The 25474-nt window shown below is 52.8% G+C and carries 20 protein-coding genes; 11 read left to right on the forward strand and 9 right to left on the reverse strand.

The window, feature by feature from the left end:
• Positions 1 to 12: 12 nt before the first annotated feature.
• The 5 genes from AC3QL0_RS00065 to AC3QL0_RS00085 all read right to left on the reverse strand — a co-directional run bounded on the left by AC3QL0_RS00065 (position 13) and on the right by AC3QL0_RS00085 (position 5538).
• Positions 13 to 1014, reverse strand: a complete 1002-nt coding sequence (locus AC3QL0_RS00065) for an ABC transporter ATP-binding protein (protein WP_493009502.1) — start codon at positions 1012 to 1014, stop codon at positions 13 to 15.
• On the reverse strand, positions 1011 to 1994 hold the full coding sequence (locus AC3QL0_RS00070) for an ABC transporter ATP-binding protein (protein WP_493009503.1): 984 nt from the start codon (positions 1992 to 1994) through the stop codon (positions 1011 to 1013). The genes AC3QL0_RS00065 and AC3QL0_RS00070 overlap by 4 nt, the downstream gene beginning before the upstream one ends.
• Positions 1994 to 2905 (reverse strand): ABC transporter permease, encoded by a 912-nt coding sequence (locus tag AC3QL0_RS00075; RefSeq protein ID WP_168246915.1) that lies wholly within the window; start codon positions 2903 to 2905, stop codon positions 1994 to 1996. The genes AC3QL0_RS00070 and AC3QL0_RS00075 overlap by 1 nt, the downstream gene beginning before the upstream one ends.
• A gap of 2 nt (positions 2906 to 2907) precedes the next feature.
• A complete protein-coding gene (locus AC3QL0_RS00080; protein WP_493009504.1) occupies positions 2908 to 3894 on the reverse strand; it encodes an ABC transporter permease in 987 nt (328 codons plus the stop codon).
• A 69-nt stretch (positions 3895 to 3963) separates the two neighbouring features.
• The gene (locus AC3QL0_RS00085; RefSeq protein ID WP_493009505.1) at positions 3964 to 5538 is read right to left on the reverse strand and encodes an ABC transporter substrate-binding protein; all 1575 of its coding nucleotides are present in this window, start codon (positions 5536 to 5538) and stop codon (positions 3964 to 3966) included.
• Positions 5539 to 5663: 125 nt separating this feature from the next.
• On the opposite strand from AC3QL0_RS00085, the gene dinB reads away from it, so the two are divergent.
• The 6 genes from dinB to AC3QL0_RS00115 all read left to right on the forward strand — a co-directional run bounded on the left by dinB (position 5664) and on the right by AC3QL0_RS00115 (position 14214).
• On the forward strand, positions 5664 to 6842 hold the full coding sequence (dinB, locus tag AC3QL0_RS00090) for a DNA polymerase IV (RefSeq protein WP_493009506.1): 1179 nt from the start codon (positions 5664 to 5666) through the stop codon (positions 6840 to 6842).
• Between the two features lie 222 nt (positions 6843 to 7064).
• On the forward strand, positions 7065 to 8258 hold the full coding sequence (locus AC3QL0_RS00095; protein WP_493009507.1) for an acetylornithine transaminase: 1194 nt from the start codon (positions 7065 to 7067) through the stop codon (positions 8256 to 8258).
• Between the two features lie 331 nt (positions 8259 to 8589).
• The gene (gene dsrO / locus AC3QL0_RS00100) at positions 8590 to 9480 is read left to right on the forward strand and encodes a sulfate reduction electron transfer complex DsrMKJOP subunit DsrO (RefSeq protein ID WP_493009508.1); all 891 of its coding nucleotides are present in this window, start codon (positions 8590 to 8592) and stop codon (positions 9478 to 9480) included.
• 15 nt (positions 9481 to 9495) lie between these two features.
• Complete coding sequence (gene nrfD, locus AC3QL0_RS00105) at positions 9496 to 10584, forward strand: NrfD/PsrC family molybdoenzyme membrane anchor subunit (protein WP_493009509.1); 1089 nt, start codon at positions 9496 to 9498, stop codon at positions 10582 to 10584.
• 17 nt (positions 10585 to 10601) lie between these two features.
• Positions 10602 to 13685, forward strand: a complete 3084-nt coding sequence (locus tag AC3QL0_RS00110; RefSeq protein ID WP_493009510.1) for a molybdopterin dinucleotide binding domain-containing protein — start codon at positions 10602 to 10604, stop codon at positions 13683 to 13685.
• 157 nt (positions 13686 to 13842) lie between these two features.
• Complete coding sequence (locus tag AC3QL0_RS00115; protein WP_493009511.1) at positions 13843 to 14214, forward strand: DUF4168 domain-containing protein; 372 nt, start codon at positions 13843 to 13845, stop codon at positions 14212 to 14214.
• Positions 14215 to 14237: 23 nt separating this feature from the next.
• Here the strand turns inward: AC3QL0_RS00115 and AC3QL0_RS00120 are convergent, their stop codons facing one another.
• From AC3QL0_RS00120 to AC3QL0_RS00130, 3 genes are all read right to left on the reverse strand, one after another.
• A complete protein-coding gene (locus AC3QL0_RS00120; protein WP_493009512.1) occupies positions 14238 to 14909 on the reverse strand; it encodes a response regulator transcription factor in 672 nt (223 codons plus the stop codon).
• Positions 14902 to 16677: a sensor histidine kinase gene (locus AC3QL0_RS00125; protein WP_493009513.1), complete on the reverse strand. Its 1776-nt coding sequence runs from the start codon at positions 16675 to 16677 to the stop codon at positions 14902 to 14904. Before AC3QL0_RS00125 ends, AC3QL0_RS00120 begins: the two co-directional genes overlap by 8 nt.
• A gap of 78 nt (positions 16678 to 16755) precedes the next feature.
• Complete coding sequence (locus AC3QL0_RS00130) at positions 16756 to 17832, reverse strand: tartrate dehydrogenase (protein WP_493009514.1); 1077 nt, start codon at positions 17830 to 17832, stop codon at positions 16756 to 16758.
• Between the two features lie 260 nt (positions 17833 to 18092).
• On the opposite strand from AC3QL0_RS00130, the gene pgi reads away from it, so the two are divergent.
• From pgi to glcF, 4 genes are all read left to right on the forward strand, one after another.
• Positions 18093 to 19604, forward strand: a complete 1512-nt coding sequence (gene pgi, locus AC3QL0_RS00135) for a glucose-6-phosphate isomerase (protein ID WP_493009515.1) — start codon at positions 18093 to 18095, stop codon at positions 19602 to 19604.
• Between the two features lie 208 nt (positions 19605 to 19812).
• Positions 19813 to 21318, forward strand: a complete 1506-nt coding sequence (locus AC3QL0_RS00140; protein ID WP_493009516.1) for an FAD-linked oxidase C-terminal domain-containing protein — start codon at positions 19813 to 19815, stop codon at positions 21316 to 21318.
• 26 nt (positions 21319 to 21344) lie between these two features.
• Complete coding sequence (glcE, locus tag AC3QL0_RS00145) at positions 21345 to 22427, forward strand: glycolate oxidase subunit GlcE (RefSeq protein ID WP_493009517.1); 1083 nt, start codon at positions 21345 to 21347, stop codon at positions 22425 to 22427.
• Positions 22427 to 23704 carry a glycolate oxidase subunit GlcF gene (gene glcF, locus AC3QL0_RS00150; protein ID WP_493009518.1) on the forward strand — a complete coding sequence of 426 codons (1278 nt, stop codon included), beginning with the start codon at positions 22427 to 22429 and terminating at the stop codon, positions 23702 to 23704. The genes glcE and glcF overlap by 1 nt, the downstream gene beginning before the upstream one ends.
• Here glcF and AC3QL0_RS00155 read toward each other — a convergent pair.
• A complete protein-coding gene (locus AC3QL0_RS00155) occupies positions 23671 to 24516 on the reverse strand; it encodes an IclR family transcriptional regulator (protein WP_493009519.1) in 846 nt (281 codons plus the stop codon). The genes glcF and AC3QL0_RS00155 overlap by 34 nt on opposite strands.
• 204 nt (positions 24517 to 24720) lie before the next feature.
• Here AC3QL0_RS00155 and AC3QL0_RS00160 point away from each other — a divergent pair, with 204 nt between their 5' ends.
• Positions 24721 to 25467 (forward strand): SDR family oxidoreductase, encoded by a 747-nt coding sequence (locus tag AC3QL0_RS00160; protein ID WP_493009520.1) that lies wholly within the window; start codon positions 24721 to 24723, stop codon positions 25465 to 25467.
• The last annotated feature ends 7 nt before the right edge of the window (positions 25468 to 25474 follow it).

Raw genomic sequence — 25474 nt, forward strand, 5'->3', positions numbered from 1 at the left:
GCATGTCAAACACTACACCCCACTTCGCCCTTCCTCCACCGCATGACAAGCCACTTGCGTTCCGCCATCGTAACTCACCAACGCCGGCGCTTCACGCTTACAGCGTTCATTCGCCAGCGGGCAGCGGGGGTGGAAGGTACAGCCTGAGGGTGGGTTTAGCGGGTTAGGTACTTCACCTGCTACTGGCGTACGTGCTTTGCCACTGCCACTCATATCCGGAATCGCCCCCAACAGCATACGTGTGTACGGGTGCTGCGGGTTGTTAAACAGTGCATCACGCTCGGCGATTTCGACGATACGCCCCAAGTACATCACACCTACACGATCAGCTACGTGGTGCACGACTGCCAAGTTGTGCGAGATGAATAGGTAGCTTAGACCCAGCTCGCGCTGTAGGTCTTTCATCAGGTTTAACACCTGCGCTTGTACGGATACGTCCAAGGCGGATGTGGGCTCGTCACAGACGATGAAGTCTGGTTTCAATGCCAAGGCGCGCGCGATAGAGATACGCTGGCGCTGTCCACCTGAAAACTGGTGTGGATAACGGTGTTGGTCGGTGGCGCTTAGGCCTACTTGTTCCAACAACTCCCCTGCACGCTTTTGTTGTTCAGCTTTGCTGAGCTGAGTATGGGTTTTGAGTGGTTCGGCAATGATGCGGCCTACGCGCCAGCGTGGGTTGAGGCTGGCGTAGGGGTCTTGGAAGATCATTTGCAGGCGTTTGCGCAGCGCGTGTTGTTGCGCAGCGTTCATGCTGTTGGGGTCTGCCCCTTCAAAGCTAATTGACCCACGTGTAAGCGGGTATAAGCCTGCCAATAGCCGCGCGACGGTGGATTTTCCACAGCCGGACTCACCCACCAAGGCCAAGGTTTCTCCACGGTTTAGGGTGAAGGATACGCCGTCTACGGCGCGCAGCATGACTTTGGGTTTGCGGTAGAGGGTACGTTCCAACCACGATGGGGAAACGTCAAACCAACGTGCGGCATCACGCACTTCTAATAGTGGCGCAGTACTCATGCTACTGGCTCCTCAACTGGGGCGTGATGCAGCCAACAGGCGACTTGGCCTTGTTCGTGCTGCTGTAATTCTGGGCGTTTCTGGATACAGACGGGCATGGCCTCGCTACAGCGCGGGTGGAAGGCACAGCCGGTAGGGATGGCGTTTAAGCGCGGCATGCTACCGGGGATTTGTTCTAGCCTTTCTGTTCCGCTGTCTAGCGTGGGAATGGAGCGCATCAACCCACGGGTATAGGGGTGTGATGGATCACGAATGATGTCGCGCACGGGGCCTATTTCTATGATGCGGCCAGCGTACATTACCGCCACACGGTCGGCAGTTTCAGCGATGACACCCATATCGTGGGTGATTAGCATGACCGCTGTGCCTTTGGATTTGCACAGGTCTTTAAGCAGGTCGATGATCTGCGCCTGAATGGAGACGTCCAAGGCGGTGGTGGGCTCATCGGCCACGATCAGTTCTGGGTCGGCCGCCAAGGCCAGCGCAATCACTACCCGTTGGCGCATGCCGCCAGAGAACTGGTGGGGGTAGTGGTTAATACGTTCACGTGCTGCAGGAATGCCGGTGGATTCTAACAAGCTGATGGCTCGCTCTTGGGCGTCATGCTTAGACAGCGGTAAGTGGGTTTGTATGGTTTCTACCAGCTGTTTGCCCACGGTGTACAAGGGGTTCAGCGAGGTGAGCGGGTCTTGGAAGATAGCGCCGATGCGGCGGCCACGTATGTTGCGCAGCTGCTTTTCTGGCAGGTTATCGATGCGCTCGTCGTGCAGGTAGATGGCACCGTGACTGACGCGCCCAGGGGGCTCTAGCAAGCCTATGATGGCCGCCCCGGTTAGGGATTTACCAGCCCCAGATTCGCCTACTACGCCTAGAATTTCACCTTTGCTGATGTGAAACGAGACGTCATCCAAGGCTTTGAGTACGCCGCGGCGGGTAGGAAACTCTACCGCCAGCTTATCAACGGTTAATAAAGCGCTCATTAGTTCAGCCTCGGGTTCAGTGCGTCGCGCAGCCAGTCACCCAATAGGTTGACGGACAGCACCAGCAATACCAGCATCACGCCGGGGAAAATGGTGATCCACCATTCGCCAGAAAACAGGAAGTCGTTACCCACCCGTATTAAGGTGCCTAATGACGGCGATGTGGGTGGAACCCCTACCCCTAAGAATGACAGGGTGGCTTCGGTAATAATGGCTGTGGCTAAGTGCACCGTGGCTAACACCAATACTGGGCCCATGACGTTAGGCAATACGTGGCTAAACATGATGCGGCTGCGGGATACGCCAATGACTTTTGCAGCCTGCACGTATTCGCGGTTTTTTTCTACCATGGTGGAGCCACGCACAGTACGGGCATATTGTGGCCAACCCGCCAAGGCGATCGCGCCGACTAAGACAGGGAAGGCTATGCTTTCTAGCATGTCGGCAGGCACAGCGGCGCGTGCTACGCCGTCAATCAGCAGTGCAATCAGAATCGCGGGGAAGGACAATTGAATGTCTGCAATACGCATAATCAGCGCATCCACACGGCCACCGGCGTAACCGGCAATAAGGCCCAAGATAATGCCTACCACCATCGCTAAGGCAACTGAGGCAAAACCAATAAGCAGCGAGATGCGTGTGCCGTATAGCAGCGCGGAAAACAGGTCGCGCCCTTGGCTGTCTGTACCCAGTAAGTAGGTGCTCTGGCCATCGGCCTCCCACACAGGGGGCAGCAAGGAATCAAGCAGGTCTATGCTGGCGAGGTCAAAGGGGTCGTGCGGGGCTACCCAGCCTGCACCTAGGGAGCCTACTAAGAGCAAAAACAAGATGATGCTGGCAACAATGGCGACAGGGGAGTGACGCCATGACCATGCCAGATCGCTATCCCAAAAACGTTTTAAGCTATCCATGATTAGTGTCCCCCTGCTTTACCAAGACTGGTGCGTAATCTGGGGTCTACGGCGAAATACAGTAAGTCCACCACCAGGTTGATGACCACAAAGACCAAGGCAATTAAACACAGGTAGGCGGCCATGACGGGTACGTCGGCAAACTGTACAGCTTGGATGAACAATAAGCCCATGCCAGGCCATTGGAAAACGGTTTCTGTGACGATGGCAAAGGCAATGATGCCGCCCAGTTGTAAGCCGGTAATGGTGATCACAGGAACCAAGGTGTTTTTTAGTGCGTGTCCGAAGTGGATGGCGCGTTGGCTTAGGCCACGGGCGCGGGCAAATTTAATGTAGTCACTGCGCAGTACTTCCAGCATTTCTGAACGCACCAAGCGCAGTATCAAGGTGAGCTGGAACAAACAGAGTGTGATGGCGGGCAGGATGAGATGCTTGATGCCATCCCACGTGAATATCCCACTGCTCCACCAGCCGAAATACACCACGTCGCCACGCCCATAACTAGGCAGCCAGCCTAGCTGTACCGAAAACACCAGTATCAGCAAAATACCGATCAAGAAGGTGGGCAGTGAGATGCCTAGCAGCGAAAAGGCCAGAATGCTTTGAGCAATGAAACCGTTACGGCGTAGCGCCGCATAAATGCCCAGTGGTAAGCCGATGACCAATGCCAGTACGGCAGCAACCACAGACAGCTCTACAGTGGCGGGAAGTCGGTCTTTAAGCAGTTCAGCGACGCTTTGCCCTTGGCGCAAGGATAATCCAAATTCACCGTGTACAGCGTTGGACACAAAGTGCCCAAACTGCACCAAGGCGGATTGATCCAGCCCTAGGCTGTGGCGTAAAGCAATGCGGTCGGCTTCGGTGGCATCTTGGCCCAGCATGGCTGTGACGGGGTCACCGATATAGCGAAATAACACAAAGGCCAGCAAGCTGACCACTAACATGACCAACACTGCCTGTATGAGGCGGCGGATGATGAATACCAGCATAATAAGCGGGTTGCGCCCGACCCTTGGTAAGAGTCAGGCGCAGTTCCTGTGATAATGGTCAGAGACCAATTATTGGATGGTGACCCATTGCGGCGTCAGACGGTTGTCGGCACGGTGGATCACGTTCACGTTTTTGCCCATGGCCCAAGGAATCACTTGGTCATGCAAAGGGATGTGACCGAATTCTTGAGCGTGAATTTTCAGCACCTCTTGAATTTGCGCCGTACGTTTGGCGTCGTCAGTTTCAACCTTGATGTTGTCGATCAGTGCATCCACTTCAGCGTTTTTGTAGCCGCCAAAGTTAAAGGAGCCGTCTGCGCCTTCGCCTTTGCTGTGAATCAGACTTTGCAGTGTGTACAGTGCGTCAAAGGTAGGTACGCCCCAGCCGAACATGTAGGCGCTGGTGTCGGAGTTTTGTACTTTAGGGAAGTACGTTGCACGTGGCATGGAGTTCAAGTTGGCTTTCACGCCCGCTTTAGCCCACATCCCTACTACGGCTTGGCAGATGGCTTCGTCGTTGATGTAGCGGTTGTTCGGGCAATCCAGTGTGAAGGTCAGCTCGTTCGGGCCGTAGCCTGCTTCCGCCAACAGCGTTTTAGCGCGTTCCACGTCATACGGTACACGTGTAGCCAGCGAGGCGTCATAACCGTTTACCTGTGGTGCAATCATGGTGCCAGTAGGCGACGATGATCCACGCATCACAGCGCGTTTGATGGCATCCATATCAATGGCGACGTACAGCGCTTCACGTACGCGAGCATCCGCAAAGGGGTTCTTGCCTTTGATAGGGCTGTAAACCAGTTCTGGGCTGCTTTGATCGAAGCCTAGGTAGATGGTGCGATATTCGTTACCTTCTACGATCTTGGCTTGTTGACGCAAGCGCTGCAAATCTTGTGCGGGTGGGTCCAGTACAAAATCCACTTCGCCAGACAGCAATGCTGCGGTACGAGTAGCGTTTTGTTTGATAGGTGTGAAGACTATACGAGTCACGTTACCCGGTTTGGTGTCTTTGCCCCACCAGTTGTCGTTTTCTACGTAGGTAGTACGAATATCTACTTCACGGCTTTCCAGCTTGTAAGGGCCAGTACCGTTAGCGTTACGCGCCGAGAAAGTTTCTTGGTTGGCGTTAAAGTCTTGTGGCTGCTGCGCATTGTGTTGCTCGGACCAGGCTTTGTTCATGATGAACAGGTTGGTCAACTGACGCAGCAAAATGGGGTTAGGGCCGTCGGTGATGATGTCTATGGTGTAGTCATCTACCTTTTTCACTTCTTTAATGCCGTTTACATAGGCTTTGTAGTTAGAAGTGGGGGCCATGGCGCGTTCTAGCGAGAACTTCGCATCATCGGCAGTAAAGGGGGCGCCATCGTGGAAGGTCACGCCTTCACGCAATTTTAGACGCCATGTTTCAGCGTCAGGCTGTTCCCAGCTTACTGCTAGGCCGGGGACCAAGTTAAAATCTTTATCGTAGTCCACCAAAGGCTCATATACATAGCTGCTGGCAGCAATGGTCATGCCTTCGTTTTGGGCGTGTGGATCTAAAGTAAGAATGTCGCCTTGGCTTGCCCAGCGCAAGGTTTTAGCATTCAACGCAACGGGGGCCAACATCAGTGCGGCCAGTGCGGAAATCAGTATTTTTTGACGCATTTTTGGTGTGTCTCCTGACAGTTTGCTGACAGATGGAATGCGGCAATAGTGCCTTAGGCTATATATCAACGTCAACGTTTATTATGGCTTAACCAAATAACCAGTTATTTGATGTACCGTAAAAGATGAGTAGCCTAAAACGCATAGCCCACCTCGATATGGATGCATTTTATGCATCCGTGGAGTTGCTGCGCTATCCGGATTTGCGTGGAGAAGCGGTAGTGATTGGCGGGCGTAGTACGGATGCTCCCAAGACGCTTCCATCGGGGGAGCGGCGCTATGCCCGTTTGGGGGATTATACCGGCAGGGGTGTAGTGACTACGTCCACCTACGAAGCGCGTGCGTTTGGGGTGTTTTCGGCGATGGGGCTAATGAAGGCGGCAGAGCTTGCCCCACAAGCTTATTTATTGCCCTCGGACTTTGATGCATACCGACGCTATTCAGCGCTGTTTAAAGCTGCTGTGGCAACGATATCGGACCGTATAGAAAACCGAGGCATAGACGAGATCTATATTGATCTTAGCCATTTACCTGAAGACAGCGCTACGTTGGCGCAGCGTCTTAAAGATACGGTGTGGGAAGCCACCGGCCTTACCTGTTCTATAGGCATTACGCCTAATAAGCTGCTGTCTAAAATTGCCTCAGAATTAAACAAGCCTAACGGCTACACCATTTTGAGCATGGACGATGTACCAGATCGCATCTGGCCCTTGGCGGTTAACAAGATTAACGGGGTGGGCCCCAAAGCACATATCAAGCTACAAGAGCTCGAGATACATACTATTGGTGAGTTGGCGGCCACGCCCCCTGCTCTGTTACAGCAGCACTTTGGCTTAAGTTATGCACAGTGGTTAAGTCGTGTGGCGCAAGGTAAGGATGATCGCGAGCTAGACCTTAGCCCCGAGCCCAAATCTATTAGCCGAGAAACCACCTTTGATCGCAATCTGCATGTGCGCCAAGATAAGCAGACCTTATCGGCGGTGTTTAAACAGTTGTGCCAACAGCTAGAAGCCGATTTGCGGCGCAAAAAAGTGCGGGCACAAACCATAGGCATCAAAGTACGTTTTCATGACTTCAGTACGGTCACACGCGACCGCAGCGTAGAGATGCCGGTGGTGGAGGCAGCGGATATTCACGCGGTGGCTGGTCAGTGTTTACGACGGGTGCCGTTTGATAAACCGGCGTTGCGTTTGTTTGGTGTCAAAGCCAGTAATTTGGTCCCCGAAGACGAAGCAAGGCGCTGGGATGAGGCGCCGCAACAATTGTCGTTGCTGGGCTGGGAAGACGAGCAAACTTCGTTTTAATGGCCGTGGTGTGGCGCATGCGTAGCGTCTGTGTGCCACATAGGCGGCAAACACGCAGTTTCTCTTGCATTTCTGCGCTGTAGCGGTAAATTATGCATAATTGCATGGTGCTTTTACCGTGCGCGCTAATGCCTTTGTTTACGTGAAACTAAACAAGGGCTTTTGTCCATTGTGGGTGCACGATTTCACCCACTACGTTTTTACCTTATAGGGTTTGCCGTTATGCAATTTGATCGGTCCGGTGCCAAGGCGCTTATGGATATTACAGCTCGCCCGGAGCTGGTTTTTGTTCGAGGTCAGGGTTCCTGGCTGGAAGACCATAATGGCAAACGATACTTGGATATGATTCAGGGTTGGGCAGTGAACGCGTTGGGCCATAGCCCTAAAGTGATCGTAGATGCGATGCACGAGCAAGCGCAGAAACTGATGAACCCATCTCCAGCGTTTTACAACGAGCCTTCCATGGCGTTGGCAAAGCGTTTGACAGCAGCATCGTGCTTTGATCGCGTGTTCTTTGCGAACAGCGGTGGCGAAGCTAACGAAGGCGCGATCAAATTGGCCCGTAAATGGGGCAAAGTGAACCGTAACGGCTCCTACAAAATCATCACATTCGACCATGGTTTCCACGGCCGTACCATTGCGACTATGTCTGCCTCTGGTAAAGAAGGTTGGGACACGATGTTTGCGCCTCAGGTGGAAGGCTTCCCTAAAGCTATCCTGAACGATATTGACTCTGTTAAAGCACTGATCGACGACAAAACCGTAGCCGTGATGCTGGAGCCCGTACAAGGCGAAGGCGGTGTGATTGCTGCTACTAAAGAGTTCATGCAGCAACTGCGTGCACTGACCCGTGAAAACAATATGCTGTTGATCGTGGATGAAGTGCAAACCGGTATGGGCCGTACAGGCAAAATGTTTGCCTACCAGCACTCCGAGATCGAACCTGACATCATGACCTTGGCTAAAGGTATTGGTGGTGGTATTCCTTTGGCAGCACTGTGTGCAACCGAGTCCGCATCGTGTTTCGCACACGGCGAACAAGGCGGTACCTACGGCGGTAACCCGGTGATGGCTGCGGCTGGTTTGGCTGTATTTGATACCTTGGCGGCTCCTGGTTTCATGGAATCCGTACAGGCACGTAGCCAACAGTTGTCTGACGGCTTGAATGCACTGAGCAAAAAATGGGGCATGAATGGCGAGCGCGGTATGGGCTTGCTACGTGCACTGAAAATGGACCGTCCTGACGGTGCAGCGATTGTATTGGCCGCGCGTAACCGTGAACCTCAAGGCATGTTGCTGAATGCTCCACGTCCAGAATTGCTGCGCTTTATGCCCGCACTGAACGTAACTGAAGACGAGTTGGCTCTGGCCTTGTCAGAGCTGGATGCGATCATCACTGAAGTACGCAGCCGCTAAGCACTAGGCCCGTGTAGGGCCTATTCCTTACTTTCTGTAGGGATAAATGAACGTTATATAGTCAACTACATATTGAGCAGTATCAAGCTTTGCTCATTCTCATGTGTAGGCAGGCATTACACCCCAAAACCCTTAATACCTGATGGCTTATAGGCTTGAAAGGATTAAGGGTTTTCTATATAGGTACTTTCATCTACTGAGGTAAGTTTTTGTAGCTATAGGTGGTGTAGGGGCCAACTCGTATTCTGACCATAACGCACTGAACCGCGCTGATTTTTACAATAAATCAAAATGTTGCGGGAAGTGTAAGCAATGATGTCAGGAGAGTTCTATGAGCCCTAGTCCAGAAGCCAACACCGGTGCTACACCGCGCCAGAGCATAATCCGTTTTTTCTCGCGCAAAGCACGGGCAGAATCACTGCAACCGGCTACACCAGCTACCAGTGTGTCTACTTCAGGCTGCCAAGGGGCCGCACGCTCCTGTGCGAGTCAGGCACAACAGCCAGACGCAGGTCGTCGCGCATTCTTGCGTGGTATTCCTGTGGTGACCGCCGCCGCAGTCGCCCTGCCCACACCGGCAATGGCAGACGAGCAAAACAAACACCGTTGGGCCATGTTGGTAGACGTACGTAAGTGCATTGGCTGTCAGGCCTGTACGGTGTCCTGTATTCAGGAAAATGCTGTACCGGAAGGCAGCTTCCGTACGGTAGTGTCCACCTACAGTGTGGCACTGGAAGGCGAAGATCAGCCCGCCGGTACCTACGTGCTTCCACGACTGTGCAACCACTGTGATAACCCACCCTGTGTGCCGGTATGTCCAGTAGGCGCTACCTTCAAACAAGAAGATGGTTTGGTGCTGGTAGACAGCGACCGCTGTGTGGGCTGTGCGTACTGTGTGCAAGCCTGCCCTTACGATGCACGTTTCATCAATCACAACACCGGTAAAGCCGACAAGTGCACCTTCTGTGCGCACCGTCTGGAAGCAGGCTTGTTGCCTGCCTGTGTAGAGACCTGTGTGGGTGGTGCTCGTATTTTTGGTGATCTGAATGATCCCGATGGCGAATTGAACCACTTGCTGCAGGCATCCAAAGATGAGCTGAAAGTGCTGAAACCTGAGGCGGGCACAGACCCACAGGTGTTCTACATAGGGCTGGATGAGAAATTCCAGGGCAAGGTAGTAGGTGAAGCTGCCTTGTGGAAACCTCGCCATACGTCCATCTAAGTTCTGGAGCCTGCTATGTATACCCAAATTGTAGAAACCATCAACGTTTCCCGCGAAGTGGCTTGGTTACCCTGGGCGGTGCAGTACTTCTTCCTGATTGGTTTGTCGTACTGCGGTTTCCTGCTGTCGTTGCCAGGAGTTATGTTTAAACGACCATCGTGGAAAGGGATTTCCAACTTAGCCTTAGCGGTGGCCGTGATCTGCGGTATCAGTGCACCCGTGGCCTTGCTGGCCGACTTGCACCAACCCGGCCGTTTCTTGAATTTCTATCTGCACTTCAATCCTAAATCGTGGATGGCATGGGGTGCGGTATTTATCCCCGTGTATGTAGGTGGTTTGTTACTGTACGGCTGGTTGGCATGGCGTCCGTTGCTGGCTAAAACTGGCGCACAACCTACACGTTACGCCCCTATCGCTAGATGGTTGTCCTTAGGTGGCCATGAAAGTCGTACCGCACTAGGCATTGCTGCTGTAGTGACCACCATTGGTGCGATTTTGGTGGCGTTGTACACCGGTGCTGAAGTGATGGTAGTGGCGTCTCGCCCCCTGTGGAACACACCGTTGTTACCCGTGCAGTTTGTGGTGACAGCTATGGCTGGCGCGCTGGGTATGGTGTTGATTTTCAACCGCATGATGTCGTGCCCTGAACCGCTGATTGTGCAAAAATCCTCACGTTGGTTAGCAGTGAGCCAGCTGTGTGCATTGTTGGTAGGTGCGGTGTGGTTGGCAATTGCGTTGAGTGGCTTGTCTCCTGTACACAGTGCCGCGTTGGCGGAAGTTGCCCCAGCAGAAAACTGGCGCTTGGCCGCTGCATGGGCAGTATTGGCGACGGTGATTACCTTCTTGCTGGCATGGAAACGCCCCGGTTCTGGTTTGTTGATTGGTTTGTTGGCCCTGCACTCTACGTGGATGATGCGTTGGAGTATTTTCATCGGCGGCCAAGAAGTGCCTAAAACCGGCGCAGGCTACTACAGCTACCAGTTGCCCTTAGGGCCAGAAGGATTACTAGGCATTGTGGGTACAGCAGGTTTGTGGGTGTTCTTGTTCATCGCCCTCACCTCTTTACTGCCCTTGAATCAGTTGGGTAATACCCGTCAGGCCTGAATTGTTGGAGTACGAATATGAAAATAGAAAGACGTGAACTCATTGCAGCGGGTGGCTTGGTCGCTTTTGTAGCCGGTTTTTCCCAGACTCTGGGGCGTATGGCCGATAGCGTATTGGGTAAACCTACCGGTGAAAAACGTTTGCACGGCCACTCTGCCGAGCCTGAATACATTGTTGATCAAAAAACTGGCGAAGTACGCTTGAACCCTAATCAGCAAGTGAGCTACACCGGCTGTTTGGGCTGTACCACCTTGTGTGGTGTTCGTGTGCGTGTGGATAAACGCACCGGTGACGTGATCCGTGTCACCGGTAACCCGTACAACCCTCTGTCTACCGAACCTCACCTGCCTATGGATGTGAGCTTTAAAGACAGCTTGGTAGGCTTGTCACGCTTCAAAGATAAAGGTCTGGCTGGGCGTTCTACTGCCTGTGGTCGTGGTAACGCAGCGCTAGATCAAATTAACTCACCTTTCCGTGTGTTGACTCCCATGAAACGTGTGGGTCCACGTAATAGCGGTCAGTGGGAAGCGATTTCCTTCGAGCAGTTGGTGCAAGAAGTGGTAGAAGGCGGCGATTTGTTTGGTGAAGGTCATGTGGATGGTTTGCGTGCGCTGCGCGATCTGGAAACCCCTATTGACCCTAACAACCCAGCATTGGGCGCTAAAGTGAACCAAGTAGGTCATATCGTGAGTGTGAACGATGGCCGTGACTTCTTGGCGCGCCGCTTCTGGCAGAATGCCTACGGTACCTTGAACTACGTGGGTCACGGTTCGTACTGTGGTGGTTCATGGCGTTCAGGCTCTGGTGCTTTGTTTGGTGACCACCGTGGTATGCCACACGCTAAGCCTGACTTGGCACACGCAGAATTTGTGATCTTCATCGGTACTGCCCCAGGTAACGCGGGTAACCCGTTTAAACGTACTGGCGGTATGTTGGCGCAAGGTCGTGCCGCAGGCCGTTTGGAATACGTGGTGGTAGACCCTGTACTGAATAACTCAGACAACCGTGCTGCTGGCGATCAAGGCCGTTGGGTACCGATTCGTCCCGGCACAGACGGTGCGCTGGTGCTGGGCATGATGCGCTGGTTGATGGAAAACGATAGAGTCAACACAGCCTATCTCTCTAACCCTAGCATTGAGGTGGCAAAAGCCAATGGTGAGCCTTCCTTCACCACCTCTAGCTGGATTGTGATTACTGAGCCTAACCACCCACGTTATGGTCGCTACTTGCGCGGCTCTAACATCGGTATGGATATTGGTGAGGCCGAAGCCTTTGGCGACGATGATCCGTACTTGGTAATGAATGCTGCCGGTGAGCTGGTGCCGGTCAAAAACATGCAAGAGTCTGCACAGTTAGAGGTGCAAACAACGGTAGAAGTGGCTGGGAAACCGTTGAAGGTCAGTTCGGCGTATGAACTGCTGAAATCCGAGGTGTTTTCGCAAGACCTAGAGACCTATGCGAACGACTGCGGGATTGGTGCAGATGTCATTGCGGGTTTGGCAGATGAGTTTTCCAGCCATGGCCGTAAAGCCTGTGCCACAGCGCACGGCGGCATGATGTCTGGCGCGGGTTTCTACAATGCGTTCTCGGTTACTACCCTGAATGCGTTGATTGGTAACTTGAACTGGAAAGGCGGCTACGTCATGAACGGCGGTGGCTACCGTGATATGTCGCCCGGCCCACGTTATGACTTGGTTAATTTCGAAGGAAAAATTCAGCCTAAAGGTATACCTCTGGGCCGTAATATTCCTTACGAACGTACTGCTGAGTTCAAGCAGAAAAAAGAACAAGGGCAGGCTTACCCTGCGCAAGACGGTTGGTTCCCTAGCGCCCCAGGTTTGGCTACCGAATGGTTCGCCAGTACCTTCCACGGCTACCCATACAGCTTGAAAGCCATGATTATGTGGATGGCTAACCCGCTGTACGGTGTGCCGGGTTTGCGTGAGCGTTTTGGTGAGGATTTGGCTGACCCCAAAAAACTGCCATTGATCGTGTCTATTGATGGCTTGATCAACGAAAGTAACGCCTTTGCTGACTACATCGTGCCAGACTCTATGATGTACGAAAGCTGGGGTTGGACATCAGCGTGGAACGGTGTACCTACCAAGATGATGACTGCACGTTGGCCGGTGATAGAGCCTAAACAGGCCAAAACTGCCGATGGTCAGCCTATCTGTATGGAAAGCTTTGTGATGGCCTTGGCTAAAGCCATGGACTTGCCAGGCTTTGGCCCTGAAGGTTTGCGCGATAAAGATGGCAACGCTGTACCTCTAGAGCGTGCGGAAGACTGGTTCTTGCGTGGTGCCGCCAACATTGCGTACTTGGGTGGCAAAGCTGTGGGCGATGCAACCGACGACGATATTGCTATGTCAGGTGTAGACCGCTTGATGCCAGCCATGAAAGCCTCTTTGAAAGACGATGAAATCCGCAAAGTGGCCTTGTTGTACAGCCGTGGTGGCCGCTACGAGCCGCCTAGTGCAGCGCAAGACGCTGATAACGATGAATGGCAGCGTCACCGCTTTAGCGACCCGCTATGGGTGTGGAGTGAGCATGTAGGGGGCGCACGTAACGCCATGACCGGTAAGCACTTCTCGGGTTGTGCAACCTGGAAAGCACCGGCTTTCTTGGACGACACCCCTATGCGCACGGTGTACAGCGAAACCGAATGGCCGCTGCTGCTGGTGAGCTATAAATCGGCACTGCAGAACTCCTACAGTATCGCGACACGTATCACTGGTTTGCATCCGCATAACCCTGTGGTGGTGCACCCTGACGATGCAGCGAAACTGGGTCTGCAAACGGGCGATAGCGCTCGTTTGGAAACCCCCGGTGGCGTGATGCCTTGCACCGTCTTGGTACATGCCGGCGTGATGCCGGGTGTGGTGGGCGTAGAGCACGGTTATGGCCACCGCGAATTGGGCGCACGTAGTCACACCATCGGCGGTGCGGCACAGCCTGATCGCTCTGATTTGGCGGCTGGGGTGAACATTAACGATCTAGGTATTGTGGATCCTACCCGCGCTAGCCGTTCGCCTTGGGTAGATTCGGTTTCGGGTGCTGCCGTACGTAACGGTTTACCCGGCAGACTACTCAATGCTTAACGTTTAGCAACATGAAACGGGGTTGCAAAGCAACCCTGTTTTGTGCGACAGTAAATTACACATGGCATCCCGATACAGGTTTACACACTAGGTTACTTGTAACGCCTGCTAAGGCTTGTCATGATGGTTACTCACGGATATTGATGAGGAGGTTCACATGGCACAAACCCTGAAAGCATTCTTGGCAGCGGCTGCGATTGCATTTGGACTATTCAGCCCGTACGCCATGGCACAGGGCTCACCTGCTGCAACTGGTACAGCCATCCCGGTGGTACAGCCTTCTGACGCCCAATTGCAGCGTTACGCGGACATTTACAAAGTCGTGGTTAAGGAAGCCGAGCCTTATCAATCTCGCTTTTCTGCAGCCAAGACTGATGAGGAGCGACAAGCTATCGTCATAGAGGCTGACCAACGTTTGGTCGATGTGGTGAAAGGCAAAGGCATGGAGCTGGACGAGTACAACGGTATCAGCTTGGCCATTCAGCAAGATCCAGCGCTACGCTCCCGCGTAGAGGCTATGGTTAAGTAAGCCAAGGATCCTGCATTAGCGCCTTAGTCTTCAGCGACCGAGGGCATAATCTGATCTAATAAATCTGGGTCGGTCAGTAGCATTAAGTGGGCAAGTTCCGCTGCACTACTGACCGATGCCTTATCCATAATACGTTGACGGTGCACATGCACCGTTTTTTCACTGATACCCAAGCTGCGCGCCACCAATTTATTGGGTTGGCCTAGCGCCAGCAGTCGGGCTACTTCATATTCACGTTGCGATAAATGCGAGAGAGCCTCTTGGGCGGCCGCACGGCGTTCAGATGTACGGCGCAGATGACTGCCTTGGCGCACGGCGTTTTCTACCGCATCTAATAAGGCTTGGTCGCGGAAAGGCTTTTCCATGAAATCACAGGCGCCACTTTTCATGGCTTGCACGGCGAGTTCTACATCGCCATGCCCGGTGATAAACACAATAGGAATAGACCAACCGCGCGCATGTAAGCGTTGTTGCAAGTGTAGGCCGCTCATGACGGGCATACGTATATCCAAAACCAAACAGCCCAGATCAATGGGCACCTCATCGTGTTCTTCCATGAAGGTGACGGCACTGTTGAAGTCGCGCACGTTCCAACCTACGGACTCCAGCAAAAACACGAGCGAGCGCCTGAACGCATCATCGTCGTCAATGAGGTAGATAGTGGATTCTTTGATGGTGAATTCTTTATCAGTCATGTGCGGGTAATAGTAACGTAAAGATCATTCCAGGCCCGTGTTCAGGTTTGGTGGCAGTGAGTTGGCCGCCGTGTGCTTCGGCAATACCAACGCAGATGGCCAAACCTAGGCCTAGCCCATTCTCTTTGGTCGTATAGAACGCGTCAAAGACATGTTGAATTGTGTCGCTTTGCAAACCATGCCCCCAGTCACGCACGGCGATGGACACCAAGTTATCTTGCAGGGTGACTTTGACCTGTAAAACGCGTTGATCAGTGGGAAGGTCGTGCATGGCATCCAGACCATTTTTCAGCAGATTCAATAACACTTGCTGTATTTGTAAGGGGTCGGCCTGTATGCAGGTTTCAGGGGAGACTTGAGCATCTAACACGATGGACGGTGGGGTGGACAGCATATTGCTGAACAGATCCAACGAGTCTTGTATCAGACTAATAATGGGCAGGTGTTCGCGCACCGGGGGGCGCTTACGTGCAAAAGAGCGCACACGGCCCAAGATGCCAGCCGCCGTTTCGGCTTGGGTGATGATCTCACTGGCGGCTTGATTCAACGCCTCAGGATCTAGCCTGCCATTAGCCTGTCTACGCAGCAAACTTTGCCCGTAGTTAATAATGCCAGCCAGTGGTTGGTTGAGCTCATGCGCCAAGTTAGCGGATAGTTCACCCAAAATAGATAAGCGCGACATATGGTCGGCTTTTTCTTGGCTGGCCTGCATACGCTCACGCATGGCTTCACCTTCGGTGAGGGCGTTTTGCAATAACAGAGTGCGCTTTTGGATGAGGTATTCCACGCGTACGGTGTACACCAGCCAACCCAGTAGTACTAACAGGGCAAAGGCTAGAATGGGCCAGTAACGCTCGGCCAAATGTTGCAGCGTGGGTTCGCGCAAGTATTGGTAGGGGCCGATTTTTAACTCTTTGAACATATCGTGTACAGACTGGTAATCAGCCGGTACCGCCCACGATAGTCCTTGTTCGTCTGTAGGCATTTGCAGCAGAGCGACGGCCACTGCACGAGCCAGTTTTGGGTTGGTATAACGCAGCGAGGCCAATGGCCAGTTGGGGTACAGCCGTGATGACACAGCACAGCCCAAAGAGGTAGTAGGCAGCGGAGACACTACGCGGAATCGTTCTTGCCAGTTCGGTAGCGTTTCCAGCAAACAGCCACGTATAGCGCCTACATCGGCCTTGCCGCTTTCCACTGCTTGCCAAACCTTATCCATGGGCAAGCCTGTGAATAGCAGTTGCACATCAGTGTCGGGCTTTATGCCTAGGGCTTCTAACTCGCGCCAGAGCACTTGATAGCTGGTGAAGCCTTCGGGGGAGGTCGCGGCGAGTTTTTGTTTTTTGAGGTCAAACAGAGTGTTTAAGTCACTGCGATCGGCGCGGGCAATGACGGTAGTCCCCAAGGAGTTTTCGGCTGAGGGGCGGCCACCTTGTTCTAGGGTAGCGATACGGCTGGCCCCTAGTAGGGTTTCCAGCGTCACATAATGACCCGGGTTGGTCAGAATAAAATCTATGTCGCCATTTTCAATCGCATGCTGCAGCGATTGGTGATCGCCCTGCTTTAAGATGAAATGGTATTCGGGCAGTGCTTGGTTGAGGTGATCAATGGTGGATTCCCACGTGTCGTGGGTGGCGTCTGAATCCCGGTAGGCCAGTACGCCAATGCGTACGTCTTGTGCTGGCACAGCAAGGCTGTCGGACGCATAACCCAGTAGCAGGGTTAGGGTCAGACATAAGCCCAAAAAGCGGGACAGCAAGACAGTCATAAGACAGGGAAGCCAGTGCGCATAGGGCTTCTATGTTAGCGCATCGTGGCACCCTGCAAAACTTACGACTAACCCCAATTACAGCCTTTGGCAGATGGCTTCGCCCATTTCTGTGGTGCTAGCTGAGCCGCCTAGATCCGCTGTGCGTGGGCCATTTTCCAGAGTGTGTTCAATTGCAGACAGAATGGCGTCGTGTGCGGCGCGATAGTTGTCTTTACCATCACCCAAAAAGTCCAGCATCAGCGCGCCAGACCAGATCATGCCTATAGGGTTGGCGATGTTCTTGCCATAAATGTCGGGTGCTGAGCCGTGTACAGGCTCAAACAAGGATGGGAATTTACGCTCGGGGTTTAGGTTGGCGGATGGTGCCAAACCGATGGTGCCAGTACATGCTGGGCCCAAGTCAGACAAAATGTCGCCAAACAAGTTAGATGCAACGACGACGTCGAACTGTTCAGGCTTCAGAACGAAGCGCGCCGCCATGATGTCGATGTGATGTTTGTCCCAACGTACATCGGGGTAGTCGGCGGCGCGAGCAGCCACGCGTTCGTCCCAGTACGGCATGCTGATCGCCAAACCGTTGGATTTGGTTGCGGCACTTAGGTGTTTAGCAGGGCGACTGCTGGCCACTTTAAAGGCGTAGTCCAGCACACGGTCTACACCGGTACGGGTAAAGATGGATTCTTGAATCACGACTTCACGGTCGGTGCCTTCAAAAATACGGCCGCCCAAGTTGGTGTATTCACCTTCGGTGTTTTCGCGTACGACTAAGAAGTCGATATCGCCCGGTTTTTTGTTGGCCAAGGGGCACGGTACGCCCGGCATCAAGCGTACAGGACGCAGATTGATGTATTGGTCAAAGCCACGGCGGAATTGCAGCAACGAACCCCACAGCGACACGTGATCAGGCACCACATCGGGCCAGCCTACCGCGCCGAAGTAAATCGCATCAAAGGGAGCCAAGTGTTCAAACCAGTTCTCTGGCAGCATGGTGCCGTTTTCTTGATAGTATTCGGCGCTGGACCAGTCCAAATGTTCAAATTCCAGCTCAATGCCATGCTGTCGTGCGGCGGCTTCTACCACTCGCAGCCCTTCGGGCATAACTTCTTTACCTATACCGTCTCCGGCGATGACGGCGATTTTATGAATGCGCATAGTTTGTCTCTGTAGAGGCTTTAATTGTTAGAACTGAAAGCCAGTATAGCGCCGGAAATTGCAAGCGGTTGGGCTGTGAACAGCGTGTTTGCTAGATGGACAGCAAACTTGGGAAAGGCTGAGGGTATAATCAGCAGTTGGGTCTTGATGTTGCGACCCTGATGGCTTTAGTGATCCTTTAAGAAGAACCTCCTGACGTGCACTATCCTGTTCCTCCTCTTACGCAACTAGACTCCTGGCAACACTTTGCAGATGCTGCTTTGCAAGCTTCTGTGCAATTGGATTCCGTACGCTGTATACGCGCGGCGGGTCTGCATGCTGACTTTAGTGGTCAACTGCATTCTGCGGAACTAGAGGCCGCCGCCAAAGCATTGCTGGCGGACAGACAGTTTGAGCAACAACGCGACATTCTACTGAGTGGTGGTGTCAGTAATGTGACGGAAGGTAGAGCAGCGTGGCATACTGCGTTGCGAGCACCTGCTGCACCTAAAGAGGAAATCACAACCGAGCGCGAACGCCTGAATGCGTTTATTCGCACGGCGGATATTAGCCGTAAATGGCGCAACATCGTGCACATAGGTATTGGGGGTAGTGACTGGGGTGTGCGCTTAAGCGTTAGCGCCTTTGGTTACTGTAAGCAGTGGCGTACGGTACGCTTTGTGGCCAATATTGATGGTCACGCGATAGCCGGTGCGCTGTCTGACTTGAATCCTATGGATACGCTGATCGTGGTGGCGAGTAAGTCATTCACCACGGTAGAAACATTAGAGAATGCCTCCCGCGCATTGGAGTGGCTAAAAGCCGCTGATGTGCCTGATCCGTACAGCAATGTGGTGGCCATTACCGCACGCCCTGACCGCGCGCATGAATGGGGCATTCCTGAGCACAATATTTTCAGTTTCTGGGACTGGGTTGGCGGCCGCTTTTCGTTGTGGTCCGCCGTGAACCTGACCACCGCCATGGCGGTGAGCAGTGATGTGGTGGCCGGTATGCTGGCCGGTGCTGCGGCAATGGATAAACACTTTGCCGAAGCCCCTATAGAGCAAAACATTCCCGTACAAATGGCCTTGGCTGGCGTGGTGAATCGCAGTGTGCTGGGCTATGGTTCGTTGAACGTGGCTCCTTACGATTTCCGCTTAGGGCATTTGGTGTCCTACATACAGCAGTTGGAAATGGAGTCGCTGGGCAAATCAGTAGACTTGAATGGCGAATTGGTAACGGTGCCTACCGGTCCTGCAGTGTGGGGGATGCCGGGTACTGATGCGCAGCATACATTTTTCCAGTGGTTGCACCAAGGCAGTGATGGCGCGCCAGTGGATTTCATCGTGTGTCAGCACGCGGATCATAGCTGGCCTACCCACCATCAAACCTTATTAGCCCACTGTTTGGCACAGCGCGAAGCGATGCTGCGCGGTAAAAGTTATGCACAGGCATTGCAAGAATGCTTGTCTAGCGGCATGGAAGCCGAAGAAGCATCTTGGTTGGCTAAACACCGCGTACACAAAGGTGGTCGTCCTAATACCTTGATTGTGTTGCCACATTTGACGCCATATAGCTTGGGGGCGTTGTTGGCAGCCTACGAACATAAAGTGTTTGTGCAAGGTCTGATCTGGGGCATCAACCCCTTTGATCAGTGGGGTGTGGAATACGGTAAGCAATTGGCCGCAGGCATCTTAGGTGAGCTGCGTCAACCTAGTGCAGAAGCGACCCACCACGATGCGTCCACCACCTATTGGGTGCAGCAATTTAGACAGTCCGACGACCAAGACTAATCAAAATAGACAGACAGTTTGTACTGAAGGTATGTGCTCTTAGGGTTTATGCCGCTATGCGCCTTGGTATAGTTAGGCTACCATTAAATGGTCTTACCACTTTACCAAATGTGAGTGCCTGATATAGCGATGGGCGTATCGTGCTGATGCGCTCTCTGTCAGGGCTACACATCTGATCCATTCGTACATGGATTGCGACAGGGGCCTTATGTCTGACCTTCATGAACACAATCTTTATGCGGAATATCAGTTTGACCCTGTGGACAGGGATGCGCTGATCGCCGCATTGCAAAAGGCTACATCTGCTGAAGCCGTTTTGCACACACCAGAACAACTTAAACCCTACGAGTGCGACGGCTTTACGCTGATTCGCAGCTTGCCGTTGTTGGTGGTGATGCCCGCTAACGAAGAACAAGTAGTGCAAGCCATTAAAGTCTGTGCGTCAATGGGCGTGCCTATTGTGGCGCGCGGTGCGGGTACAGGTTTGTCGGGGGGCGCCATGCCGCACCCACAAGGTGTACTGCTGTCATTGGCAAAGCTGAACAAAATTCTGAAAATCGACCCTTATGCGCGCACAGCCATTGTGCAGCCGGGCGTACGTAACCTGAAAATCTCTCAGGATGCCGCTCAGTACGGGTTGTATTACGCACCTGATCCATCTTCGCAGATCGCCTGTAGTATCGGCGGTAACGTAGCCGAAAACGCAGGTGGTGTGCACTGTTTGAAATATGGTCTGACTATCCACAACTTGTTGAAGTTGCGCGTCGTGACTATTGATGGTGATATTCTTGAAATCGGCAGCCATGCATTGGATGTGCCTGGTTTCGACCTGCTGTCGTTGATGACCGGTTCCGAAGGTATGTTGGCAGTGGTCACTGAAGTGACCGTGAAGCTCACCCCTACACCGCAATTGGCACAGTGTATTTTGGCCAGTTTTGATGACGTGGCCAAAGCCTGTGATGCCGTGGCAAACGTGATTGCGGCCGGTATCATCCCAGCTGGTCTGGAGATGATGGACCAGCCAGCGACAGTTGCTGTGGAAGCATTTGTGAAAGCGGGTTACCCATTGGATGCCGCCGCGATCTTGCTGTGCGAATCTGATGGTACGCCAGAAGAAGTGGCCGCCGAAGTGGCTCGCATGAAAGCGGTGTTGACCGAAAGTGGCGCAACCGAAATTCGTGTGTCGCAATCTGAAGAAGAGCGCGCCCTATTCTGGGCAGGTCGTAAAGCCGCCTTCCCGGCAGCTGGCCGTATCTCGCCTGACTACATTTGTATGGATGGCACCATCCCGCGCAAACGCTTGTCCGAGATGCTAGTGACCATGCAAGACCTAGAGAAAAAGCATAACTTGCGTTGCTTGAACGTGTTTCACGCAGGCGATGGCAACTTGCACCCTCTGATTTTGTTTGATGGCAGTATCCCTGAAGAAAAAGACCGTGCAATGGCCTTTGGTGGCGACATTCTGGAGCTTTCCGTGAAACTGGGTGGTTCTATCACCGGTGAACACGGCGTAGGCGTGGAAAAAATCGACCAAATGTGCGTGCAATTCAGCGATCAAGAACGTACCCGTTTCTTTGATGTGAAAGCCGCCTTTGATCCGAATAGATTGCTGAATCCGGGCAAGCATATTCCTACCTTGAACCGCTGTGCAGAAATGGGTTTCATGCACGTGCATCATGGTGAAGTGCCTTTCCCTGATATTCCACGCTTCTAATTTGCCATCCGGAGTGATACGTAACGATGACTACAACGAAATCTCTTATTCAGGACTGGCAGGAGCAACTTGCGCAGGCCACAGCGAACCACACGCCTTTGCAACTGTGTGGTTCGGGTAGTAAAAATTTCTACGGGCCACAGGCCCAAGGGCAGGCGCTAGACCTGCGCGGTAACCAAGGCGTGGTGGATTATGAGCCATCCGAGTTGGTGATGGTAGTAAAAGGCGGTACGCGTTTACGCGAAGTGGAAGCACTGCTTGCTGAGCGCAATCAGTGTTTGGCATTTGAGCCGCCACACTTTGGCCCTGATGCCACGATTGCAGGCTGTATTGCCGCCGGTTTGTCTGGCCCTCGTCGTGCTAATGCGGGTGGTCTCAAAGACTTCGTGTTGGGCGTGAAGATTATTGATGGTTTGGGCCAGCACCTGACCTTTGGCGGTCAGGTCATGAAAAACGTGGCGGGCTACGATGTGTCACGCGTGATCGCTGGCAGTTTCGGTAGCTTGGGCATCATCGATGAACTGTCCATCAAAGTGCTGCCTATTCCAGAGCGCACCCTCACCCTGCAATTAGATTTGCCACAAGACAAAGCTTTGGATCTGTTCAACACCTTGGGTGGTGAGCCGGTCGCTATTTCGGCTACGGCATGGTTCAACGGTAACGCCTATATTCGCTTGAGCGGTGCACCCGAAGCGTTGATAGCAGGTAAAAACCGCATTGGTGGCTCTGAGCTGTCTGAGTCTGAAGCTGCCCAACTGTGGGCCAGCATTCGCGAACAGCAGCACGAGTGGTTCCAGCGCAAAGAAGCGGGCCATTTGTGGCGCTTGTCTGTGCCTAGCACGACGCCTGTGATGGATGCGAATGCCGACGTATTCGTGGAATGGGGTGGCGCACTGCGTTGGCAGTTCAGCACCGCTAGCGAAGACGAAATGCGTGTGCAAGCGAGCAAAGTGGGTGGTACGGCTAACGTGTTCCGCGCACAAGGTGCAGTGACCTCTGCTTTCCATCCTCTGCCTGCTCCTATGCTGCGTTTGCAGCAGCGCTTGAAAAAAGCGTTTGATCCAGCAGGTATTCTGAATCCTGGCCGTCTTTATACGGGAGTTCTGTAATGCAAACCGTATTGGCAGAAGAGTTTATCGGCACCCCTGAAGGGGAAAAAGCCAAAGAAGTCATCGCTAAGTGCGTGCACTGTGGCTTTTGTAATGCGACATGCCCTACTTACCAGTTGCTAGGTAACGAGCTAGATGGCCCACGTGGGCGTATCTACATGATGAAAGAGATGTTCGAAGGTAAGACCGTAACCGGCATTACCATGGAACACTTGGATCATTGCTTGACCTGTCGCGCCTGTGAAACCACCTGTCCATCAGGTGTGCGTTACAGCGAACTGGTGGAAGTAGGTAGACGCGTTCTGGAAACCAAAGTTGAGCGCCCTATCAAAGAAAAAGTCATGCGTTGGGGGCTGAAAGAACTGACATCCAACCCAGCCGTGTTCTCTAAAGTGGCCGCAGTAGGCTACAAAGTACGCCCTCTGCTAACTGAGAGCTTGCAAGAGTTGTTGCCGGAGCGTAAAGCAGAGTCTTTACCCCTGCCTACACGCGTGCATCAGCGCAAAATGCTGCTGTTGGATGGCTGTGTACAACCCACGCTCACACCGCAAACTAACATTGCGGCGATACGCGTACTGGATGCGATGGGCATCACTTTGGTACGCATAGAGAAAGCTGGTTGTTGTGGTGCGATCAAGCATCACATGAATGATTTGGAAGGCGCTCAAGAGCAAGCACGACGCAACATTGATGCGTGGTGGCCCATGATTTCGGGGCAGCAAGTGGATGCCATTATCAGCACGGCTAGTGGTTGTGGTGTGCAGTTAGAGCACTACGGTGATTTGCTGGCTGGTGATGTGCAATACGCAGAAAAAGCCCGTACGATTTCTGGTATGGCGCGTGACATTAGTCGTGTTGTGCAAGACGAATTGGCCTTATTGGATGCTGAAGGCTTACCGCAAGCCAAGCAAGCACTGAAAATTGCCGTGCAAGAACCGTGCAGCTTCCAGCACGCATTGCAAAACAAAGGTTCTATTTCATCCTTGTTGAAAGCCTTTGGCTTCAAGCCAGTTGCCGTACGTGATGGCCATTTGTGTTGCGGCTCTGCCGGTACTTACTCGGTGCTACAGCCTGAACTGTCCGAGCAATTGCGTACCAACAAGCTGGAATCCTTACAGATCAACTCACCAGATATGATCGTGACCGCCAACGTGGGGTGTTATGGCCACTTGGCGGCTAAGTCTCCTATCCCTATCCAGCATTGGATAGAGCTGGTGGACGATGTGATCCGTGTATCAGGCCGTCAGTCGTTGGTGGCAGAAGCCGTCACAGTGTGAGGGCCGTCTACGGCGGGGATATAGCCTACTCGTAGGCCTAAGCGCAGAGTAATGTCACGCAGTATGGTGATGATCTGCTCAATATTGGGGCGACGTAAACCGTCGATGCGGGCAATATGTGGCACGTTAATGGCTGCATGAATTTTGCCCGCAACCCCAAACACTGGCATAGCAATGTTGGTGACCCCTTGAATCTGAATGCTAGGCATGGTGGCATAACCTTGCTGACGCACAGTTTGCAAAATCTGGGTGAGCGCTTCTGGGTCTTGGGCAATTTCCCCGTCAATTTTGATGTGGTGATTCAGCATGCGCGCTCGCATTGCATCATCAGCAAATGCCAACAGCACATGGCCCGATGACGTATCGGTTAGCCCTATTTGTGCCCCTGTCTTTAACCCAAATGACCAACGTTCTGGGCTGTCATTCTGGGCCGTAATCATCACCCTACCATTCTGATACAACGCCAAGTGGCTGGACTGCATGCTGCGTTCTGACAGCTCGGCTAATAGTGGTAGCGCTTCTTTGATCAGCGATTTGATGGGTTCTTGCTCATGTGCCAGCGTGAACAGTTTTAGCGTCAATGCATAGCGATCACGATCGTTGATGTGTATGTAATTACGCTGATGCAGGGTGCTAACCATGCGGAAAATTTCGTTCACGCTACGCCCTAGTACATGGCTGAGTTCATTCAGCGTGTAGCCCTGTGGGCTTTTGCTGAGAACCTCGAGAATATCCAAGCCTTTTTCTAAGGCGGGAGCGCTATAGCGAGCGTCAGTACTGGCTGTTTTTTTGGTGGAAGTGGGTTGTCGCATTACGATTATTATTTCATATGTGAGTTTTTCATTTTACATGCAAGTAAAAAAAGCAGCATTTTGAATTGGGTGCCAGTCCGACTAGGGATTTCACTAATAAGAACAGCTTTCAAATACCGTAACGTATGCCGTGAAGTATTACACAACGCATGCAATAACCTGTTTGGGTTTATTGCGATTTTTCGCACAAAGGATGCGCAGTCGATGAAAGGTCGTTTAGAAAATAAAGTGGCACTAATTACCGCTGCTGGACAAGGTATTGGCCGTGCGACGGCTGAGGCCTTCCTAGCAGAGGGCGCGAAAGTGATCGCAACCGATATTAATCCAGAATTGTTGGAAAGCTTGCAAGGTGCAACCATTGCCAAACTGGATGTGACGGACGGTCAGGCTGTCGCAGCGTTCATTGCAACGCTAGGCCCTGTAGATGTGCTGTTTAATTGTGCAGGTTATGTACATCATGGCTCCATTTTGGAGTGTGATGAAGCAGCGTGGGAACGCTCCATGGACCTGAACGTGAAATCCATGTATCACACTATTCGTGCTGTATTGCCCGGCATGATAGAACGCGGCAATGGTTCCATCATAAATGTGGCATCCGCCGCATCTAGCATCAAAGGCGTACCTAACCGCTGCGTCTATGGTGCGAGCAAAGCAGCTGTGATCGGTTTAACCAAATCGGTAGCCGCTGACTTTGTGACCCAAGGTATTCGTTGCAACACCATTTGCCCGGGTACTATTGAGTCCCCTTCCTTACGCGATCGTATTGCGACACAGGCCTCGAGTCTGAACAGCAGTACAGAAGCCGTAGAAAAAGCATTTATTTCTCGTCAGCCAGTGGGCCGATTGGGCCGTCCAGAAGAAATTGCAGCGATGGCAATTTATCTGGCCTCTGACGAATCCCGTTTTACGACCGGCACCAACATGGTTGTCGATGGTGGCTGGTCTAACTGAGTAAAGG

It is taken from the genome of Paenalcaligenes sp. GW821-LYS-B07-1 (genome assembly GCF_058803365.1).

Excerpts from the sequence above, each read along its gene's own strand:
- AC3QL0_RS00065 (WP_493009502.1), bottom strand. The coding sequence starts at position 1,014 with ATGAGTACTGCGCCACTATTAGAAGTGCGTGATGCCGCACGTTGGTTT.
- AC3QL0_RS00070 (WP_493009503.1), bottom strand. The coding sequence starts at position 1,994 with ATGAGCGCTTTATTAACCGTTGATAAGCTGGCGGTAGAGTTTCCTACC.
- AC3QL0_RS00075 (WP_168246915.1), bottom strand. The coding sequence starts at position 2,905 with ATGGATAGCTTAAAACGTTTTTGGGATAGCGATCTGGCATGGTCATGG.
- AC3QL0_RS00080 (WP_493009504.1), bottom strand. The coding sequence starts at position 3,894 with ATGCTGGTATTCATCATCCGCCGCCTCATACAGGCAGTGTTGGTCATG.
- AC3QL0_RS00085 (WP_493009505.1), bottom strand. The coding sequence starts at position 5,538 with ATGCGTCAAAAAATACTGATTTCCGCACTGGCCGCACTGATGTTGGCC.
- dinB (WP_493009506.1), top strand. The coding sequence starts at position 5,664 with ATGAGTAGCCTAAAACGCATAGCCCACCTCGATATGGATGCATTTTAT.
- AC3QL0_RS00095 (WP_493009507.1), top strand. The coding sequence starts at position 7,065 with ATGCAATTTGATCGGTCCGGTGCCAAGGCGCTTATGGATATTACAGCT.
- dsrO (WP_493009508.1), top strand. The coding sequence starts at position 8,590 with ATGAGCCCTAGTCCAGAAGCCAACACCGGTGCTACACCGCGCCAGAGC.
- nrfD (WP_493009509.1), top strand. The coding sequence starts at position 9,496 with ATGTATACCCAAATTGTAGAAACCATCAACGTTTCCCGCGAAGTGGCT.
- AC3QL0_RS00110 (WP_493009510.1), top strand. The coding sequence starts at position 10,602 with ATGAAAATAGAAAGACGTGAACTCATTGCAGCGGGTGGCTTGGTCGCT.
- AC3QL0_RS00115 (WP_493009511.1), top strand. The coding sequence starts at position 13,843 with ATGGCACAAACCCTGAAAGCATTCTTGGCAGCGGCTGCGATTGCATTT.
- AC3QL0_RS00120 (WP_493009512.1), bottom strand. The coding sequence starts at position 14,909 with ATGACTGATAAAGAATTCACCATCAAAGAATCCACTATCTACCTCATT.
- AC3QL0_RS00125 (WP_493009513.1), bottom strand. The coding sequence starts at position 16,677 with ATGACTGTCTTGCTGTCCCGCTTTTTGGGCTTATGTCTGACCCTAACC.
- AC3QL0_RS00130 (WP_493009514.1), bottom strand. The coding sequence starts at position 17,832 with ATGCGCATTCATAAAATCGCCGTCATCGCCGGAGACGGTATAGGTAAA.
- AC3QL0_RS00140 (WP_493009516.1), top strand. The coding sequence starts at position 19,813 with ATGTCTGACCTTCATGAACACAATCTTTATGCGGAATATCAGTTTGAC.
- glcE (WP_493009517.1), top strand. The coding sequence starts at position 21,345 with ATGACTACAACGAAATCTCTTATTCAGGACTGGCAGGAGCAACTTGCG.
- glcF (WP_493009518.1), top strand. The coding sequence starts at position 22,427 with ATGCAAACCGTATTGGCAGAAGAGTTTATCGGCACCCCTGAAGGGGAA.
- AC3QL0_RS00155 (WP_493009519.1), bottom strand. The coding sequence starts at position 24,516 with ATGCGACAACCCACTTCCACCAAAAAAACAGCCAGTACTGACGCTCGC.
- AC3QL0_RS00160 (WP_493009520.1), top strand. The coding sequence starts at position 24,721 with ATGAAAGGTCGTTTAGAAAATAAAGTGGCACTAATTACCGCTGCTGGA.